Source organism: Oleiagrimonas sp. MCCC 1A03011 (assembly GCF_003267965.1).
In the GTDB taxonomy this organism is placed as follows: Bacteria; Pseudomonadota; Gammaproteobacteria; order Xanthomonadales; family Rhodanobacteraceae; genus Oleiagrimonas; species Oleiagrimonas citrea.
This window is the reverse complement of the sequence record NZ_MSPY01000003.1, coordinates 342,262-360,381: the sequence shown is the minus strand read 5'-3', so window position 1 is coordinate 360,381 and position 18,120 is coordinate 342,262. Positions and strand designations below refer to the sequence as shown.

Here is an 18,120-nt window from a genome sequence, read left to right as displayed (position 1 = left end):
ATGACGACGACACTGATCGATCCCGCCCGCCTCGAACGCGCCGACACCACGGTCTGCTCGGAACCGTTCTCCTTCCTGATCGCGCACGAGCAGCTTCCCGATGCGGCGCGAGGCGAGCTCGAGCGGGATTTCCCGCGCTACGACGAAGCCGGTTTCTTTCCATGGGACCCGGCCGACTGCGGACCGACGATCAACACCGTCATCGAGCAACTGACCGCACCGGAGATCGCCAGCGCGATCGGCACGCGGCTCGGCATCGAGAACCTCGGCCAGTACCCCACGCTGGTCACGCTGTGCCGGCACCTCAACCGCCGTCACGGCACCATCCACACCGACAGCAAGTCCAAGGTCGCCACCGCCCTGCTCTACCTCAACGAGTCGTGGCCCGACACCAGCGACGGCTGCCTGCGATTCCTGAAGAAGATCGACGACATCGACGCCATGCTGGTACCTGAACTGCAGCCCCTGTACGGCAAGTTCGCGGTCTTCAAGCGTTCGGAGAACTCCTTCCACGGTCACCTGCCATACGAGGGCGAGCGCCGGGTGATCCAGGTCGCCTGGCTGGTCAGCGAGGAAGCCAAGCTGCGCAAGACCAAGCGCGGCAAGTTCTCGCGCCTGTTCAAGAAGTTGTTCGGCGGCCTCGACAAGAAGCTCGGCGCCGGCCGCGACCGCAACGCCGCGCATCGCGACTGAGCGAGACAGCGAAGCCTGTACCGCCAAGGATCCGCGATGCCCGCTCTTTTTCTGGTTTCCCTTGCCCTGCAGATCGCCTGCGCTGTCCACGTGATCCGCAGCGGTCGCTCCCTGTACTGGATCTGGCTGCTGCTGATCGCCTCGTATCTGGGCGTCGCGATCTACGTGCTGGCTGCGGTGATTCCGGATCTCCAGAGCAATCCGGGAGGCCGCAAGGCCGCTCGCAAGGCCATGCAGACCCTCGACCCGGCACGCCGTCGGCGCGCCTTGCAACGACGCCTGGAAACGAGCGACACCATCGACAATCGCCGACACCTGGCCGAGGAATGCCTCGAACTCGGCGACTACACCAACGCCGAGGAACTCTATCGCGGCCTGCTCAAGGGACTGTATGCCGAGGACCCTGACTTCATGCTCGGCCTGGCTCGGGCACAGGGCGGCCAGGACGATTTCGCAGCCGCGCGCGACACCCTGGACGCCCTCGCACGGACCAATCCGAACTACACATCCCACGAAGGCGACCTGCTGCACGCCCGCTGTCTCGAAGCGCTGGGCGATACCGCTGCGGCATTGCAGGCATACAGCGTGCTGGCGCGCAGCTATCCCGGCGAGGAGGGTCGCTACCGCTACGGTCACCTGTTGCATCGCGCTGAACGCCATGCCGAGGCGCGTGACGTGTTCGCGGCACAGCTGAAGCAAGCCCGCTCGATGCCCGCCTACTACCGCCGCAAGGAGCGCCCCTGGCTCCGCGCGGCGCGTCAGGAGCTGACGCAACTGGGCGCACGCGGATGACGTCGCCGTCGGATATCGCCGTCCGATGACGCCCGTCGTCTGGCACACGGTATTCGAGGTGCTCGCCTACTCGGCGGGATTCCAGACCTATCTGTGGCAGCGCCGACGCGGGGTCGACGGCAGCGTGCACGACCGCGACCTGATGGCCGTGGTGGCGGTCGGCGCCATCGTCGGCGCAGCGCTGGGCGCGAAGATGTCCTACTGGCTGGACGATCCCCTGGCCGCATTCGCCCACTTTCCCGACTGGCGCCATCTGCTGGAAGGCAAGTCGATCATCGGCGCCCTGCTCGGCGGACTGCTCGGCGTCGAGGTCGTCAAGCGTTTCTGGGGCGTGCGTCAGTCCACCGGCGACAACTTCGTGCTGCCGCTGACCGTGGGCATGTGCATCGGCCGCATCGGCTGCTTCCTGGGCGGACTGGGCGATCACACCTACGGCATCGCGACCACCCTGCCCTGGGGTGTGGACTTCGGCGACGGCATCGCACGGCATCCGACCCAACTCTACGAAATCGTCTTCCTGCTGGCGCAATACGCCTGGATTCGCGCTCGCTGGCATCGCTTCACCCTGCCCGGCGATCGCTTTCGCGCATTCATGATCGGCTATCTGGCGTTCCGCCTGCTGGTCGAGTTCATCAAGCCGGTGTTCTATATCTGGCCGCTGGGGCTGACCGGGCTGCAGTGGCTGTGCGTGGCCGGACTGCTCTACTACGCGCGTGCCGTTCCGCGTATCGTGCAGACCATGGTGATGGGGAGAAAAGCGACTTGGGCGCGAAGGTAAGGCCGTACCTGTTCTACGACAGCGCCGTTTCGGTATGCACGCAATGCCTGCGACGGGTCGAGGCGAAGATCCTGATCAAGGACGAGCGCGTGTACCTGGAGAAATGGTGCCCGCTGCATGGCCGCGAGCGCGTGCTGATCGCCGACGACGCGGCGTACTACCGACGCTGCCGCGAAGTCTTCATCAAGCCCCCGGAACTGCCGCAACGCTTCAACACCCCACAGCGCTGGGGCTGCCCCTACGACTGCGGCCTGTGTCCAGAGCACATGCAGCACAGCTGCCTGACCCTGATCGAGATCACCGATCACTGCAACCTGCGCTGCCCGATCTGCTACGCCGACAGCGGCCCGCACCGGCCCGGGTTCCGCGATCTGCCGACCGTCGAACGCATGCTCGATGCCGTGGTCGCCAACGAGGGCGAACCGGACGTGGTGCAGATCTCCGGTGGCGAACCGACGCTGCACCCGCAGTTCTTCGAGATTCTGGACGCCGCACGCGCACGCCCGATCCGTCACCTGATGGTCAACACCAACGGCTTGCGCATTGCCAAGGAACCTGATTTCGCCGCACGTCTGGCCGACTACCAGCCCGGTTTCGAGCTGTACCTGCAGTTCGACTCGCTGCGCGACGACGTGCACAAGGATCTGCGCGGCGCGAAGCTGCGCGACATTCGCCTCAAGGCGCTCGAACAGCTCAATCGCCACGACATTTCCACCACGCTCGTGGTGACGGTGAAGAAAGGACTCAACGACGGCGAGCTGGGCGAGATCATCGACTTTGCCCTGAAGCAACCCTGCGTGCGCGGCGTGACCTTCCAGCCGATCCAGGCCGCCGGCCGGCTGGAGCACTACGATCCGGCCACCGACCGCCTGACGCTCAGCGAGGTGCGCCGCCGCATCCTCGAACAGTCGCCGCTGTTCGAATCGGACGACCTGATCCCGGTGCCGTGCAATCCGGACTGCCTGGCCATGGCCTATGCTCTGAAATTGGGCGACGAGACCGTGCCGCTGACCCGCTTCGTGTCGCCACAGACGCTAGTCGAGAAAGGCCGCAACACCATCGTCGTCGAGCGCGACGAGGACCTTCGTGCGCATGTCTTCGAACTGTTCGCGACCAATCACTCGCCCGAGGACCAGGCCTGCTCGCTGTCCGACCTGCTGTGCTGCCTGCCGCAGGTGCAGGCGCCGGCTGATCTGGGCTACCGCAATGTGTTCCGCGTGCTCATCATGCAGTTCATTGATGCCCATGGCTTCGACCTGCGCGCGGTGAAGAAGTCCTGCGTCCACATCGCGCAGCCGGACGGCACCATCGTGCCGTTCGACACGTTCAATCTGTTCTATCGCGACGATCTCGCCGACCGCCTGCGCAACCTGCGCGAGGAAGTCGAGCGCGCCTATCCTGTCGAAGAGGATGTCTCCGCATGAGCGATATCGAGCTCGATCCGCCCGCGCCCGCTCCCGAGCCGCCTCCCGTCCCACCGCAGGGCGAGCCCTCGCCGCCGCAGCGCCGCGGCTCCATCGCCGCCGGCATCGGTCTGGCGTGGCTGATCATGATTCTGGGACACCTGCTGCTGATGCCGTTCCGCGCGGCCACCTTCCTGCCTATTCCGGAGCTGTTGGTCGGCGTCGCCGCGGCGGTGTTCTATGCGAAAGGCATTCCACGCACCGGCCAGGGACTGCTGCTGGGACTGGCTTCGCTGCTGGCTGTGGCACTGCTGCTGGTGGCGGCCTGCTTCGGACTGCTGTTCAGCGGGGGCTTCAGATAGCCTCAGAGCACCTTCGCTTCGACTCGCTAAACGACTGCGCCTTCATCCGCGATGGACGCCGAACCCATACGCGCACCGGCTCGCCGTTCGAGCGCAAATGGTTTCCCGAATATCGCAATCTGAGTCCACGACAGAAACGTCGACACGAACACGCGAACGCATACGGCAGCATCGCATGCGTCACATGGCTTCAACGGCGTACAGAGGGTCACGCCGATTCCCCGAGCCGGCGCGTCGGCAGGTCGAACCGCGGGAATCAGACGCCCTGCAGGCGACCTTCTAGCATGTCGGCGATGCCGTAGTGGCCCGCCGGCTGACCCGACAGCCATACTGCAGCTTCCAGCGCGCCGCGAGCGAAAATGCCGCGATCCGTGGCGCGATGCGCAAGCTCAAGACGCTCGCCGTTTCCGGCGAGCATGGCGATGTGCTCGCCGACAATGTCGCCGCCGCGGATGACGGAAAAACCGATTTCGCCGGACTTGCGAGGTCCGGGATGCCCCTCTCGCGCATAGACGGCCTGTTCGTCCAGCGTCGTGCCGCGCGCCTTGGCCGCCGTTTCGCCCAGAGCGATAGCCGTTCCGGATGGCGCATCCTCCTTGCGGCCATGGTGCGCTTCGATGATTTCCAGATCCCACTCGGGCAAGGCCCGCGCAGCGTCGCGCAGGAGACGCTGCAGCACGGCGACGCCGAGACTGAAATTGGCAGCCTGCAGGATGGCAATATGCTCGGCCGCATGCATCAGGCGATCACGCAGTGCCGCGTCATAACCGGTAGTGCCGACCACCAGGGGGACCCCCTCGGTCAGACAGTAATCGAGTGCGTTGCCCAAACCGACCGGCGTGCTGAAATCGATCACCACATCCAGCGCGCCAGCGCCTTCCCAGCCATTGCTGTACCGCAGCGACTCCGGCGTGGCCGGCTGCTGCAGGGGATGTCCAACGAGCTCCGATCGCGCATCGATCACGGCGCGCTGCACGCGCACACGGCGATCACTGCGGCTGCGCGCGATCAACGCGCGCCCCATGCGTCCGGAGGCGCCGCTGATGGCGATGCGAAGTGCTTGATTCATGACTACCCTGGCGCTCACGCCGATTCGGAATCCGGCCATCCTAACGCGTCCAGGACGCGGCGCAAACGCCGGATTCGCAGATTCAGGAAGTCACGCGGGACCAGAAATCCTTGACCCCGTCGAACCAGTTCTTGGCGCGCGGCGAATGCTCCATGCTGTGCTCGCCGCCGAAGGTTTCCTCGAACGATTCCAGCAACTCGCGTTGTTCGCGGGTCAGGCGCACCGGCGTTTCCACGACCACCTGGCAGATCAGGTCGCCGACCCGGCCGCCTCGCGGCGACTTCACGCCACGGCCGCGCAGACGGAAAGTCTGCCCGGTCTGGGTCTCCGGCGGCAGATTGATCTCGACGTCATCCTCCAGCGTCGGCACCGTCAGCGTCGCACCAAGCGCCGCCTGGGTGAAGCGGATCGGCACTTCGCAATGCAGGTCGTTGCCTTCGCGCTGGAAAATCTTGTGCGGACGCACGCGCACTTCGACGTACAGGTCACCGGCCTGCCCGCCCGCCGGGGCGGCTTCGCCCTGCCCGGTCAGGCGCACGCGGTCGCCGGTGTCGACGCCGGCGGGAATGTTCACCGACAGCGTGCGGGTATTGCGGTAGCGCCCCTCGCCCTTGCAGGTCTTGCACGGGTTCTTGATCGAACGCCCGCTACCGCCGCAATGCGGACAGGGCTGCTGGATCGAGAAGATGCCGTTCTGCATGCGCACCTGACCGTGACCGTTGCAGGTCCCGCAGGTATCGAGCTTGCCGTCCTCCGAGCCACTGCCCTGGCAGTCGTCGCAGGCGACCAGGGTCGGAACCTTGATCTCTTTCTCGAGGCCGAACACGGCCTCTTCCAGGTCCATCTCGAGGATGTAGCGCAGATCGGAACCGCGCTGCGGGCCGCGTCGGCCGGCGCCACCGAAGATGTCGCCGAAGATATCGCCGAAGATGTCGCCCATGTCGCCGAATCCGCCAGCGCCGTGACCGCCGCCCATGCCGCCTTCGAACGCCGCATGGCCGTACTGGTCGTACATGCTTCGCTTGTCGGCATCGGACAGGATCTCGTAGGCCTGCTTGGCCTCCTTGAAGCGCTCCTGCGCCTCGGGATCGTCCGGACAGCGGTCGGGATGGCATTTCATCGCCACGCGACGGAATGCCTTCTTGATCGTGGCCGTGTCGGCACTGCGCTCGACACCCAGGGTTTCGTAGTAGCAGGTCTTGCTCATGAGCGATGTTTCATTGAGCCTTCGATGCGTCGATCGGGTACCAACCACATCGAGGCAACGAGGATGTAAATCAAGCCCGAGAACCAGACGCTGACGAAAGCCAGCGGGATCGCACAGGCATAAAGAAGCGGCGCAAGGATACCTTTCCAGTCACGGCGTGACAGCAGCATTCGCGCCATCTCCCCATCGCGCCCGCCGTTGGCGCGAATCAAGGTGAACTGGAAAGGCTGCCAGGCCAGTCCGGCCATCAGCAGCACGACACCATACAACGCCACCGGTACGGCGGCGAAATGGTTCTCACCCATCCATGCGGTCGCGAACGGAAACAGGGACAGCCAGAACAACAGATGCAGATTGGCCCATAGCACCGATCCGCTGACATGCCGAGCGGCCTGCAGGAAATGGTGATGGTTGTTCCAGTAGATGCCGACGTAGACGAAGCTGAGAACGTAACTGAGAAAAGCCGGCAACACGGGCAGCAGCGAAGCCAGGTCGGTGCCATGCGGGGCTTTCATCTCCAGCACCATGATGGTGATGACGATGGCCAGCACGCCGTCGCTGAATGCTTCCAGTCGCCCCTTGTTCACCGTGCCCCCCCACGAACGAAGAGGGCCGGACGGTCACGCCGTCCGGCCCGATTTCGCTCAGCTCTTCTTGTCGTCGTCCTTCACTTCGGTGAATTCGGCGTCGACCACGTCCTCGGGCTGGGCCGAACCGCCACCCGGGGCCTGCTGACCGGCCGCCTCGGGACCGGCCTGACCGGCGCCCTGGGCCGCCGCGAACAGCGGCTGCGCGACCTGCTCGAGCTTGCTCATCTTGGACTCGATGGCGTCCTTGTCGTCGCCTTCCATCGCCTTCTCGAGATCCGACAGCGCCTCCTCGATGCCGCCGATCTGGTCGCCGGCCTTGTCACCGTGCTCCTTCAGCGCGCTGCGGGTGGCATGCACCATCTGGTCGGCCTTGTTCCGCGTGGTGACCAGTTCCTGGAACTTCTTGTCGTCCTCGCGGTGCGACTCGGCGTCGGCGACCATGCGCTCGACTTCTTCCTCGGACAGACCCGAGCCGGCCTTGATCTCGACCTTCTGTTCCTTGCCCGTCTTCTTGTCCTTGGCGTGCACGTGCAGGATGCCGTTGGCGTCGATGTCGAAGCTGACCTCGATCTGCGGCATGCCGCGCGGCGCGGGATCGATACCGGCCAGGTCGAAGCGGGCCAGCGACTTGTTGTACTGCGCCTGCTCGCGCTCGCCCTGCAGCACGTGCACGGTGACCGCGGTCTGGTTGTCGTCAGCGGTGGAGAAGATCTGCGACGCCTTGGTCGGAATCGTGGTGTTCTTCTCGATCAGCTTGGTGAACACGCCGCCCATGGTCTCGATGCCCAGGCTCAGCGGGGTCACGTCCAGCAGCAGGACGTCCTTGACGTCGCCACCCAGCACGCCGCCCTGGATCGCCGCGCCCACGGCCACGGCCTCGTCCGGATTGACGTCCTTGCGCGGCTCCTTGCCGAAGAAGTCCTTGACCGCTTCCTGCACCTTGGGCATGCGGGTCTGACCACCGACCAGGATCACCTCGTCGACGTCGGACACACGCAGACCGGCGTCATCCAGCGCGGTGCGGCACGGATCGATGGAACGCTTGACCAGGTCCCCGACCAGCGCTTCCAGCTTGGCGCGGGTCAGCTTGATGTTCAGATGCTTGGGACCGGAGGCGTCGGCCGTCACGTACGGCAGGTTGACCTCGGTCTGGTGGCTGGAGGACAGCTCGATCTTGGCGCGCTCGGCGGCGTCCTTCAGACGCTGCAGGGCCAGCGGGTCCTTGCGCAGATCGATGCCCTGATCCTTGTTGAACTCGTCGACCAGGTAGTCCATGACGCGCTGATCGAAGTCCTCGCCGCCCAGGAACGTGTCGCCGTTGGTGGCCAGCACTTCGAACTGCTTCTCGCCATCGACTTCGGCGATCTCGATGATCGACACGTCGAACGTGCCGCCGCCCAGATCGTAGACCGCGATCTTGCGGTCGCCGCCCTTCTTGTCCAGGCCATAGGCCAGCGCGGCCGCGGTCGGCTCGTTGATGATGCGCTTGACCTCCAGACCGGCGATCTTGCCGGCATCCTTGGTCGCCTGACGCTGCGAATCGTTGAAGTACGCGGGCACCGTGATGACGGCTTCGGTGACCGGCTCGCCCAGGAAGTCCTCGGCGGTCTTCTTCATCTTCATCAGCACCTTGGCCGACACTTCCGGCGGCGCCATCTTCTTGCCGTCGGAGGTCTGCACCCAGGCATCACCGTTGTCGTGCTCGAAGATCTTGTAGGACACCAGGTCGATGTCCTTCTGCACTTCGGCGTCCTTGAACTTGCGGCCGATCAGACGCTTGACCGCGTAGAAGGTGTTGGCCGGATTGGTCACCGCCTGACGCTTGGCCGAGGCGCCCACCAGCACTTCGCCGTCCTTGCTGAAGGCGACGATGGAAGGCGTGGTGCGGTCACCCTCGGAATTCTCGATGACGCGCGTGGATGAACCCTCCATCACCGCCACGCACGAATTGGTGGTGCCGAGGTCGATACCGATGATCTTGCCCATGGTCTTCACTCTCCGAAAATTTCTGTGATGCGGCCCCCGCGGCCGCCGTTGATTTCTAGGTGGGGGATGCCGCGCGGCGATTCAAGACGCGCGCGGCACGGTTTTTCAGGCGCTGGGCGCCTTGGCGACCGCAACCAGCGCAGGGCGCAGCAGTCGGTCGTTGAGTACGTAGCCCTTCTGCAGCACGGCGACGACGGTGTCGGGGGCGTGCTGATCGGTCTCGACCATGTTCATGGCCTGGTGCTGTTCCGGATCGAACGGCTTGTGCAGCGGGTCGATCGCCTTCAGGCCGTTCTGCTCGGCGACCTTCAACAGTGACTTGAGCGTCAGCTGCATGCCTTCGCGCAGTGGCGCGACCTCCTCGGTCTGCACGGCCAGGCCCTGCTCCAGGCTGTCGCAGACCGGCAGCAGGTCCGAGAGCACGCGCTCGTTGGCGAAGCGGCGGGCCTGTTCCAGCTCGCGCTGCAGGCGGCGGCGCTGATTCTCGATCTCGGCACGCTCGCGCAGCAGGGTGTCGCGCATGTCCGCGACGCTGCGCTCGGCCTCGGCCAATTGGGCGGTCAGGGTTTCCAGCTCCTGCATCGAGGTCTCGCCGTCCTGCGACGTGCTGGACGGCTCCTGATCGGGCGCCGTGTCCGGTGCGTTCGGCTTGGTGTCTTCCATCATGGCTCCAGGCAACTTCATGAGGACCCGCGACAGCGCCGCAGGCCGGTTCGGTTTGGGTTGGTGTGCGGAAACGACCGCTCTGGCGAGGGTTATAGGGTCGCCGTGACGCGATTCAAGGCATCGCCGAGCAATCCGGCGGTCGCCTGCACGACGGGAATCACGCGATCGTAGGCCATGCGGGTCGGTCCGATCACGCCTACTGTGCCCAGCACGCGGCCCTCGGTGCCATAGGTGGCGGTCACCACGGAGCAGCCGTCGAGCGCGGCGTAACCCGACTCCTCACCGATGAACAGGCGCACGCCGGGGGCCTTCGCGCACACATCCAGCAACTGCATCAGATCGCGCTTGCGCTGGAAGGCCTCGAACAGTTCACGCAGGCGATCCAGGTCGGACAGCTCCTGATAGCCCATCAGGTTGGTCTGCCCGCTGAGCACCATGTCGGCCTCGGCCTGCGGCGCGAACGAGGCCGAAGCCAGCTCCACCGCATTGCTCAGCAATTCGTTCAATTCGTGGCCGGCGGCCTTCAGCTCGGCCAGCAGGCGCGTGCGGATCTCGTCCAGACGCAGCCCGGCGAATTCGCTGTTGAGGTAATTCGCCGCCTGTTCCAGCGCTCCCGCGCTCAACGGCTCACTCAGCTGCACCACGCGGTTCTGCACCTGGTTGTCGGCAAACACCAGAATGACCAGTACACGCGCGCCTTCCAGCGGCACGAAGTCGATGTGGCGAAGGGAGAAGTCCGAATGTCGCGGCACAGTTACCAGACCGACGAAATGGGTCATCGCCGAAAGCAGCGACGAGGTGCTGTTGAACAGGTCCAGCGAGCTGTTCGGTGTCGGTGGAAGCTGCTGGCGCAGGCGCGCCAGGTCTTCGCCGGTCAGCGGACGCAGCTCAAGCAGGCTGTCCACGAACAGGCGCAGCCCGCGCGGCGTGGGAATGCGTCCGGCGGACGTGTGTGGCGACGCCACCAGACCGGATTCCTCCAGATCGGCCATGATGTTGCGGATGGTCGCCGGGCTCACGTCCAGTCCCGAGGACTTGGACAGCGTGCGCGAACCGACCGGCTCGCCGTCGGTCAGGTACTGGCCGATCAGCGCGCGCAGAAGGCGGCGGGAGCGTGCGTCGAGATCCGGACCGTGCGATGGGCTCATGAAAAACCGGGTTTGCGTGGATACCTGTGGACTGAATAAGGGTTGAACGCGAGCGTTGCAAGCCCCTCGTGTCCACCTCGCCTCGATTGAAGATCGTCCGCTGTCTGCAGATATGAGACGCGTATCGCTACAATCAGCGACGTCATCGTCCGGGTTTGTCTATGCTCAGCTCGCTTTACGTGCGCAATTTCGCCGTGGTCGAGGAAGCCGAGATCGGCTTCGGCCCCGGCATGACCGTGGTCACCGGTGAGACCGGTGCCGGAAAGTCCCTGCTTGTCGACGCGCTGATGCTGCTGTCCGGCGCCCGCGCCGATAGCGCGCTGGTCCGCGCCGGTAGCGACCGTGCCGAGCTCTCGGCCGAATTCGACCTGTCCGCCCTGCCCGCCGCGCGGGACTGGCTGGCCCAGCAGGAGCTGGACGACGACGGGCACTGCAATCTGCGCCGCGTGCTCAAGGCCGAAGGCAGCTCCCGCGCCTGGATCAACGGGCGGCCGGCCACGCTGACCCAGCTGTCGGAGCTGGCGGCGCTGATTGTCGAGATCCACGGTCAGCACGAACACCAGGCGCTGCTCTCGCGCACGCATCAACTGGCCCTGCTCGACGCGTTCGCGCAGGCGGCCCCCTTGCGTGAGCGTGTGGCCGAACAGACTCGCGCCTGGCGCGACTGCGGCCGGCGCATCGAGGCACTAACCGGCGGCGAGGATCGCGACGAGCGCATTGCCCTGCTGCGCCACGAGGTCGAGGCCCTGCAACGCTGGAGCCTCGCGCCCGAAGACCTGCAGGAGCTGGAAGCCGACCACCGCCGCCTGGCCAACGCCGGCCGGCTATTGGAAGGCGCCAACGGACTCAGCGAGCTGCTCGACGGCGACAGCGAATTCGCCGCGCGCCGCGCCGTCGGACGCGCGCAGACCGAACTGGCCCGCCTGGCCGAACTCGACAGTCGCCTGGAACCACTGGCCGCGCTACTGGAAAACGCCGAGATCCAGCTCGGCGAGGCCATCGACGGCCTCGGCCACTACGCCAGCGACCTGGACATGGACCCCGAGCGCTTCGCCGAGGTCGATCAGCACCTGGCCCGCCTGCACGATCTGGGGCGACGTCACCGCCTGCCGCTGGAAGAGTTGCAGCAGAAAGCCGAGACGCTGGCGACCGAACTCGAGGAATTGGAAGGCGCGGGCGCGACTCTCGAACGCCTGCGGCGCGAGCGCGACGAATGCGCGAGCCGCTATGCCAAGGCCGCCGCCGAGCTGAGCAAGGCCCGCGCCAAGGCCGCTGCAACGCTGGGCGAACAGATCACGGCATTGATGCAGGAACTCGGCATGGCCGGAGGCCGCTTCCAGGTCTCGCTCACGCCGCGTGATGGCGACGATCCCGACGCACTCGGCGCAGAACGCTGCGAATTCGAGGTCAGCGCCAACCCGGGGCAGCCGCCGCGGGCACTGCGCAAGGTCGCCTCGGGCGGCGAACTGGCACGCATCAGTCTCGCCGTCGAGGTCGCCGCGCTGGGCATGGACAGTGTGGGTTGCATGATCTTCGACGAGGTCGACAGCGGCATCGGCGGCGCGGTGGCGGAGGTCGTCGGCCAGAAGCTGCGCACGCTCGGCGACCGCTGCCAGACCCTGTGTGTGACGCATCTCCCCCAAGTCGCAGCGCAGGGCCACGCACACATCAAGGTCAGCAAGCAGAGCGAGGACGACACCACGCGTACCCGCATCGAGACCCTGGATGGCAAACAGCGCAGCCGGGAGCTGGCGCGCATGCTGGGCGGCATCGAAATCACCCGCGAGACCGAGGCGCACGCGCGCAAGATGCTCAAGCAGGCCCAGGGCTGAGTCCGCCCCGCCGGCAAAAAAGAAACGGCGGCTGAACCGATCGGAACATCGGCTTGAACTAATCGCGATGCAGGACCATCTAATGTTCCGTATCGCCGTGATGGCGACCGCAGATGACCCGCCTGCTTCGCATGGTCATCGAGGGATCGGCTCCACCCCCTCCCCCCAATAGGCGCCGGTCCAACAAACCCTCGACAGCTCTTCCCCTGGCTGTCGGGGGTTTTTTATGCCTGCAAGATACGTTCACGCATTCGTTTTTTCCTGCAGCAGCAGTTCGAGAACCCGCCCCACGGCGGCAAAGGCGAACGCGCCGGTGATGTGCGTGGCCGCGCCCAGACCGCCACCGCAATCCAGGCGAAAACCCTCGTCGCCGCTCGGACGTGTCCCGCAAACGCTTCCATCCTCCTGCGGATACCGCACGTTTTCCAGCGAATACACAGCAGGAACGCCGAAATAACGATTAGAATTTCTTGGAAAATTAAAATCTTGCCGTAACTTTTTGCGAATAAGGCTGAGCATGGCGTCATGCTCGGTACGCGACAGATCGCGCACCCGCACCTGAGTCGGGTCCACGCGCCCACCGGCCGACCCGACCACCACCAGCGGCAGCTTGCGGCGACGGCACCAGGCGATGGTTTCCAGCTTCACACGGAAAGCATCGCAGGCATCCAACACCAGGTCGTAGCCGCGGTCGAGTAATTCATCCAGCGAGCCCGGCGTGAGAAACCGCTCGATGCCTTCCACCTCGATATATGGATTGATGGCGCACGCACGCTCGGCCATCAAGGCCACTTTCGATCGCCCGTACTGACCGTCCAGGGCTGGAAGTTGCCGGTTCGTGTTGCTGAGACAGACCTCGTCCGCATCGATCAGGGTCAGACGTCCGATGCCGCTGCGCGCCAGCGCCTCGACCGCCCATGAACCCACACCGCCGATGCCGACGACACAGACATGCTTGCCCGACAACCGCTCCACGCTGCCACGGCCGTAGAGACGGTCCACGCCCTGGAAGCGCTCCGCGCGCACGCGCTCCCGCATGGCGGCATCGTCATCCGCGGAGGAAATCGTGCTTGGCACGGACGTCGGGTCATGCTCGAATGAGGCGCTCATGCGATACGTCCGTTCTTGAACCGGGAAATTTTCATGCGATCTGTTCTGCTCTTGATTCTGGGTCTGGTTGTCGGCGCAGTGGGTGCCTTCAGGGTCAGTAACGTGATGCACATGCGCGACGCCTATCCGCGCGGCGTGATGAACGTGATGAAGCATCATCTCGGTGCGCTGGGGCAAGCGGTTCGCCAGGGCAAGTGCCCGGCCGACGCCACGCAGTTGCACTTGCGGCGCCTCGCATCGATACAGGCCGATATTGTGCCGGCTTTCGCCAACGATGTCGGCGCCAAGCCGGATTTCCAGGCGCATGCGAAGAAACTCGACGACGCGATCGAACAGGCTCTGCAGGCCGCGCCGGCCGACTGCCCCACCCTGCAGAAAGCCGTGTCCAACATCGGCGGCACCTGCAAGAGCTGCCACGAAGCCTACCGCTGAACGACACGCCGGGCGCTAGAGCCGAATGCGCCCGGTCAGCAGCTGCCAGAACATCACCCAGTCTCCGGCCAGGCTGTACCAGGGATGGCGGAACGTGGCCGGACGATTGTGCTCGAAGACGAAATGGCCGACCCATGCGAAACCGTATCCGGCCAGCGGCATGCCGAGCAGCCACCACGCGTTCCCGCTGATCAACGCCAACGCAAGAAATCCCAGTACACACAGACTGCCGATGAAATGCAGACGGCGGCAGGTGCGATTGCGGTGTTCGGAGAGGTAGTACGGATAGAACGCCCGGAAGCTGGTGAACTCGCTCATGTTCATTTCTCCGGCAGCGGAATGAATTCCTCGTCGTCGCCGGGCACGGTGTCGAAACGGCCATCCTTCCAGTCGCGACCGGCCTGATCGATCCGCGAGCGCTCGCTGGCGACGAAGTTCCACCACACGAACCGCGGCCCATCCAGCGGCGCGCCGCCGACCAGAATCACCGTGCTAGGCGTCACCGCCTGCAGCTTCGGGGCGTCCGGACCGCGGTGCACGCCCATGTCGAATGCATCGAGACGCTGTTCGCCGAAACGCAGCTCGCCCTCGACGACATAGACCCCATGCTCCTCGTGCTCGGGCGGCAGCTCGAGTTCGGCACCGGTCTGCAGATGCGCCTCGGCGAAGAAGGTCGGCGCGAACACCTTCACCGGCGACTGCGCGCCCCAGCCACTACCGGCCATCAGGCGCAGGCGCACCCCGGGCAATTCCAGCGCAGGAAACTGGTCCGAAGCGTAATGATGGAAATCCGGGGCGACCGTTTCATCCGCCTTGGGCAAGGCGACCCAGGTCTGGATGCCGTGCATTCGACCGCCCTCGTCGCGCTTCCAGTCCGGCGTGCGCTCCGAATGCACGATGCCGCGACCGGCCGTCATCCAGTTGACTTCACCCGGATGGATTTCCTGATCGCTGCCCAGGCTGTCGCGATGCCGAATGCAGCCGTCGAACAGCCAGGTAACGGTCGCCAGCCCGATGTGCGGGTGCGGTCGCACATCCATGCCCTTGCCCGGAGGCAGATCGACAGGCCCCATGTGATCGAAGAACACGAACGGCCCGACCGAACGCGCCTGCGCATGCGGCAACACGCGCCGCACCATGAAACCGTCGCCGAGGTCGTGCGTCTTCGGCTCGATGCGGGTGAAAACGTCGTTCGACATGTGCTCGTCCAGCCAAGAATTCGTCACCATGGTAGCGCGGTGACGGACGGCCAGTCAGCGCAACCGGTCGCTCCAGTCCGCGATATGCCGTGCGACGGCTTCGGGCGTTTTCATCCAGGAAAAGTGATCCGGGCGATTGCCCAGATCCTCGGCGTCCAGCGCATGCGTCTCACTGATTGCGCGCGGCATCCTGTCGAGCAGATACTGCAAGGATGCACGCGGGCCGAAGGCATCGTCGACCAGCCGCAACGCGAGGACCGGCGCCTTCTGCGCCTGCAGCGCGTCATCCAGATCCCAGGACAGCCCTCGCGCGGCATAGCGTCCGCGGCGTCCACTGTGCGCCCAGTCGGCAATGACACCGCGCGCCTCGTTTCCGCCGAAGCCGATTCGGCGACCCGGGAAATGCCCGCGCAAGCGCGCGATGCCGGGCGCCAGACCGTAGGCCAACCGCAACGGAACGCTCCATCGCGGGAAACAACGCCAGTACGGCGCACCGCTCGCGACCAGCACCAGTCCGTCCACGGTTTCAGGCTGCAGACCCGCGAACAGACTGGCCAACTGCCCGCCCAAGCTGTGCCCGCCGATCAACCATCGCGCCTCCGGACAAGCCTTGCGCGCAATCGCCAGTCCGGCCGGAACGTCCTGCGTCAGAAGTTCGCGGTATCCCCAGTTTTCGTTCCGCCCCGCACGCACACTGCTGGAGCCGAGTCCTCGCCACTCGTGCAGGGCCAGCCCGACTCCTCTCGCTGCCAGCGCCTCTGCCAGCGGCGCATAGTTGCGCGCGGGCACGCCCATCGCCGGCAACCAGTACAACCACACCCCGTCGCTGCGAGCCGGAGTGCGCAGCAACAAATCGCTGCCGATCCCCGCCGCCGAGAGCACCTGTAGCGAACGCATCGAGTAGTCGTTTCCATCCATGCCCGGAATCCGTCCGATGAAAAAGCGAAGGGCCGACGCATGCCGGCCCTTCATCACAGCGATCGAGGTCCGGCGGTATCCGCCGAAAGACTCAGGCTGCGGTCACTTCCTCGGCCTGCAGACCCTTCTGGCCCTCGACGACCTTGAAGGAAACCTTCTGGCCTTCCTGCAAGCTACGGAAGCCCGTACCGGTGATGGCACGGAAATGGACAAAAACGTCCGGGCCTTCTTCACGGCTGATGAAACCGAAGCCCTTGGCGTCGTTAAACCACTTAACGGTGCCGATCTCACGATCCGACATGACTAACTCCAAAATTACCTGTAAACGCGCCGGCCCATTCGCCGGCAATGGACTGGGTATGCAGGTGAGGTGAAATGGAGCGATGCGGAAGGCAGAAGCCGGAACCGAACCGGGCCACACGAGACCACGCAGACACAGCGATACGTAGCATACCCGATATCTATGGACCCCGCGCAATACACCAAACCGCATAGATACGGCACAAATATGCATGTGCATGTCCCGGTTCGGACTCATGCGATACTGCCGGCGAATACCGCGAACCAAATGCCAAATCGAGCCGCGTGATTGCCCCTGGTTCATGCGGACCGAGTGTGCCCGGACCTCCCACAATCCTGCCGATTCCTGCCCCATGTCACGGACCCGCCTCTCCTTGCTGCTTCCGTTCGCGCTCTGCGCACTGTCCCCGGCAATCCTGCACGCACAGACGACACATCCGGAAGACCCGAAAGCCTGCATCGGGATCGCCAGCGACTCCTTGCGTCTTGCCTGCTACGACCGCGCGGTACACCGCCAGCAAGTTCACGGAGCCGCCGCACAAGAAGTACAGAGCGAGGACAGCGACGAGGACACCACAGCCGCTGCGACGGATCATCCGGTCTCGCCGGAAGATTCGACAACGCATGCTGAAACACCTGCCACCAAACCTTCGATCCTGCAGCGTCTTTTCGGTACGGAGCATTCCGCGTTCACGTCGCGAACCGAGAAGGATCAGGACAAGCCGCGCGTGTCGCTGCTCGACAGCCGCTGGGAACTGAACCGGGACAGCAAACTCGGCACCTTCGGCATCCGCGGCTACAAGCCGGTCTACGTCCTGCCCGCGTTCTACATGACCAGCGTCAACACCACACCGCATTCACCCTCGCCCGATCACAGCGTGAATACGCCGATGGCGCTGGATCACACTGAAGCGAAGTTCCAGGTCAGCCTGAAGACCAAGGTCTGGCAGGGCGTGTTCGGCCAGCGCGGCGATCTCTGGCTGGCGTATACGCAGGCCTCGCACTGGCAGGTCTACAACAGCCTCATCTCGCGACCGTTCCGCGAGACCAACTACGAGCCCGAGGCCATGCTGGTGTTCGACACGCACTACAAGGTGCTGGGCTGGAACGGGCGTCTGCTGGGCATCGGCATCAACCATCAGTCCAACGGGCGCAGCAATCCGCTTTCGCGCAGCTGGAACCGCATCATCGCCGATATCGGCTTCGAACGCGGCCCTTGGACCATCATGATCCGTCCCTGGTGGCGCATCCACGAACAGCGCAACAAGGACGACAACCCGGACATCAGCGACTACATGGGCCGCGCCGACGTGCAGATCGTGCGTGAATGGGGCGCCAACGAACTGACCCTGATGGCGCGTCACTCACTGCGCACGGGAAAACGCTCGCATGGCGCGCTGCGATTCACCTGGGCATTTCCCATCCACGACAATCTGCGCGGCTATGTGCAGGTCTTCAACGGCTACGGCGAGAGCTTGATCGACTACAACCACCGCGCGACCTACGTGGGCATGGGTGTGTCTCTGCTCGGTTGGTACTGACCGGCCCCTTCCCCGGCGCAGTCCCCGGCCGGACACGAAAAAGGGCGGCCATCGAAACGGCCGCCCTTTTCTTTGTGACGATGCATCGCGCGTG

19 protein-coding genes are annotated in these 18,120 nt (G+C 64.9%); 8 read left to right on the top strand and 11 right to left on the bottom strand.

Features of this window, described 5'->3' with window-relative positions:
- Genes BTJ49_RS08215 through BTJ49_RS08195 form a run of 5 tightly spaced genes read left to right on the top strand, consistent with a single transcriptional unit; the run spans nucleotide 1 to nucleotide 4,028 of the window.
- Nucleotides 1-693, top strand: coding sequence for a 2OG-Fe(II) oxygenase (locus BTJ49_RS08215; RefSeq protein ID WP_113064882.1), 693 nt, complete (start codon nucleotides 1-3; stop codon nucleotides 691-693).
- 36 nt (nucleotides 694-729) lie between these two features.
- A complete protein-coding gene (locus BTJ49_RS08210) occupies nucleotides 730-1,485 on the top strand; it encodes a tetratricopeptide repeat protein (protein WP_113064881.1) in 756 nt (251 codons plus the stop codon).
- Nucleotides 1,486-1,510: 25 nt separating this feature from the next.
- Complete coding sequence (locus BTJ49_RS08205) at nucleotides 1,511-2,263, top strand: prolipoprotein diacylglyceryl transferase family protein (protein ID WP_113064880.1); 753 nt, start codon at nucleotides 1,511-1,513, stop codon at nucleotides 2,261-2,263.
- A complete protein-coding gene (locus BTJ49_RS08200; RefSeq protein WP_113064879.1) occupies nucleotides 2,248-3,687 on the top strand; it encodes a radical SAM protein in 1,440 nt (479 codons plus the stop codon). The genes BTJ49_RS08205 and BTJ49_RS08200 overlap by 16 nt, the downstream gene beginning before the upstream one ends.
- A complete protein-coding gene (locus BTJ49_RS08195) occupies nucleotides 3,684-4,028 on the top strand; it encodes a hypothetical protein (protein ID WP_113064878.1) in 345 nt (114 codons plus the stop codon). The genes BTJ49_RS08200 and BTJ49_RS08195 overlap by 4 nt, the downstream gene beginning before the upstream one ends.
- 256 nt (nucleotides 4,029-4,284) lie before the next feature.
- Here the strand turns inward: BTJ49_RS08195 and dapB are convergent, their stop codons facing one another.
- From dapB to hrcA, 6 genes are all read right to left on the bottom strand, one after another.
- Nucleotides 4,285-5,097, bottom strand: a complete 813-nt coding sequence (gene dapB / locus BTJ49_RS08190; RefSeq protein ID WP_113064877.1) for a 4-hydroxy-tetrahydrodipicolinate reductase — start codon at nucleotides 5,095-5,097, stop codon at nucleotides 4,285-4,287.
- An 82-nt stretch (nucleotides 5,098-5,179) separates the two neighbouring features.
- Nucleotides 5,180-6,304, bottom strand: a complete 1,125-nt coding sequence (dnaJ, locus tag BTJ49_RS08185) for a molecular chaperone DnaJ (RefSeq protein WP_113064876.1) — start codon at nucleotides 6,302-6,304, stop codon at nucleotides 5,180-5,182.
- The gene (locus tag BTJ49_RS08180) at nucleotides 6,301-6,891 is read right to left on the bottom strand and encodes a TMEM175 family protein (protein WP_113064875.1); all 591 of its coding nucleotides are present in this window, start codon (nucleotides 6,889-6,891) and stop codon (nucleotides 6,301-6,303) included. Before BTJ49_RS08180 ends, dnaJ begins: the two co-directional genes overlap by 4 nt.
- Nucleotides 6,892-6,948: 57 nt before the next feature.
- Nucleotides 6,949-8,880, bottom strand: coding sequence for a molecular chaperone DnaK (dnaK, locus tag BTJ49_RS08175; protein ID WP_113064874.1), 1,932 nt, complete (start codon nucleotides 8,878-8,880; stop codon nucleotides 6,949-6,951).
- Between the two features lie 105 nt (nucleotides 8,881-8,985).
- Entirely contained in the window at nucleotides 8,986-9,543 is a 558-nt protein-coding gene (gene grpE, locus BTJ49_RS08170; RefSeq protein ID WP_113065104.1) for a nucleotide exchange factor GrpE, read from the bottom strand.
- A gap of 92 nt (nucleotides 9,544-9,635) precedes the next feature.
- Nucleotides 9,636-10,694 (bottom strand): heat-inducible transcriptional repressor HrcA, encoded by a 1,059-nt coding sequence (gene hrcA / locus BTJ49_RS08165; RefSeq protein ID WP_113064873.1) that lies wholly within the window; start codon nucleotides 10,692-10,694, stop codon nucleotides 9,636-9,638.
- A gap of 161 nt (nucleotides 10,695-10,855) precedes the next feature.
- On the opposite strand from hrcA, the gene recN reads away from it, so the two are divergent.
- The gene (recN, locus tag BTJ49_RS08160) at nucleotides 10,856-12,526 is read left to right on the top strand and encodes a DNA repair protein RecN (protein ID WP_113064872.1); all 1,671 of its coding nucleotides are present in this window, start codon (nucleotides 10,856-10,858) and stop codon (nucleotides 12,524-12,526) included.
- Between the two features lie 243 nt (nucleotides 12,527-12,769).
- On the opposite strand, the gene BTJ49_RS08155 is transcribed toward recN, so the two are convergent.
- Entirely contained in the window at nucleotides 12,770-13,564 is a 795-nt protein-coding gene (locus tag BTJ49_RS08155) for a tRNA threonylcarbamoyladenosine dehydratase (RefSeq protein ID WP_113065103.1), read from the bottom strand.
- 219 nt (nucleotides 13,565-13,783) lie between these two features.
- Here BTJ49_RS08155 and BTJ49_RS08150 point away from each other — a divergent pair, with 219 nt between their 5' ends.
- On the top strand, nucleotides 13,784-14,068 hold the full coding sequence (locus BTJ49_RS08150; protein WP_168184695.1) for a cytochrome c: 285 nt from the start codon (nucleotides 13,784-13,786) through the stop codon (nucleotides 14,066-14,068).
- 15 nt (nucleotides 14,069-14,083) lie between these two features.
- On the opposite strand, the gene BTJ49_RS08145 is transcribed toward BTJ49_RS08150, so the two are convergent.
- The 4 genes from BTJ49_RS08145 to BTJ49_RS08130 all read right to left on the bottom strand — a co-directional run bounded on the left by BTJ49_RS08145 (nucleotide 14,084) and on the right by BTJ49_RS08130 (nucleotide 16,486).
- The gene (locus BTJ49_RS08145; RefSeq protein ID WP_113065102.1) at nucleotides 14,084-14,386 is read right to left on the bottom strand and encodes a DUF962 domain-containing protein; all 303 of its coding nucleotides are present in this window, start codon (nucleotides 14,384-14,386) and stop codon (nucleotides 14,084-14,086) included.
- 2 nt (nucleotides 14,387-14,388) lie between these two features.
- Nucleotides 14,389-15,267: a pirin family protein gene (locus BTJ49_RS08140; RefSeq protein WP_113064870.1), complete on the bottom strand. Its 879-nt coding sequence runs from the start codon at nucleotides 15,265-15,267 to the stop codon at nucleotides 14,389-14,391.
- Nucleotides 15,268-15,321: 54 nt separating this feature from the next.
- Nucleotides 15,322-16,185: an alpha/beta fold hydrolase gene (locus tag BTJ49_RS08135; RefSeq protein WP_113065101.1), complete on the bottom strand. Its 864-nt coding sequence runs from the start codon at nucleotides 16,183-16,185 to the stop codon at nucleotides 15,322-15,324.
- A gap of 91 nt (nucleotides 16,186-16,276) precedes the next feature.
- A complete protein-coding gene (locus BTJ49_RS08130; RefSeq protein WP_113064869.1) occupies nucleotides 16,277-16,486 on the bottom strand; it encodes a cold-shock protein in 210 nt (69 codons plus the stop codon).
- A 352-nt stretch (nucleotides 16,487-16,838) separates the two neighbouring features.
- Between BTJ49_RS08130 and BTJ49_RS08125 the strand changes: the two genes are divergently transcribed.
- Nucleotides 16,839-18,026 carry a phospholipase A gene (locus BTJ49_RS08125; RefSeq protein WP_113064868.1) on the top strand — a complete coding sequence of 396 codons (1,188 nt, stop codon included), beginning with the start codon at nucleotides 16,839-16,841 and terminating at the stop codon, nucleotides 18,024-18,026.
- The last annotated feature ends 94 nt before the right edge of the window (nucleotides 18,027-18,120 follow it).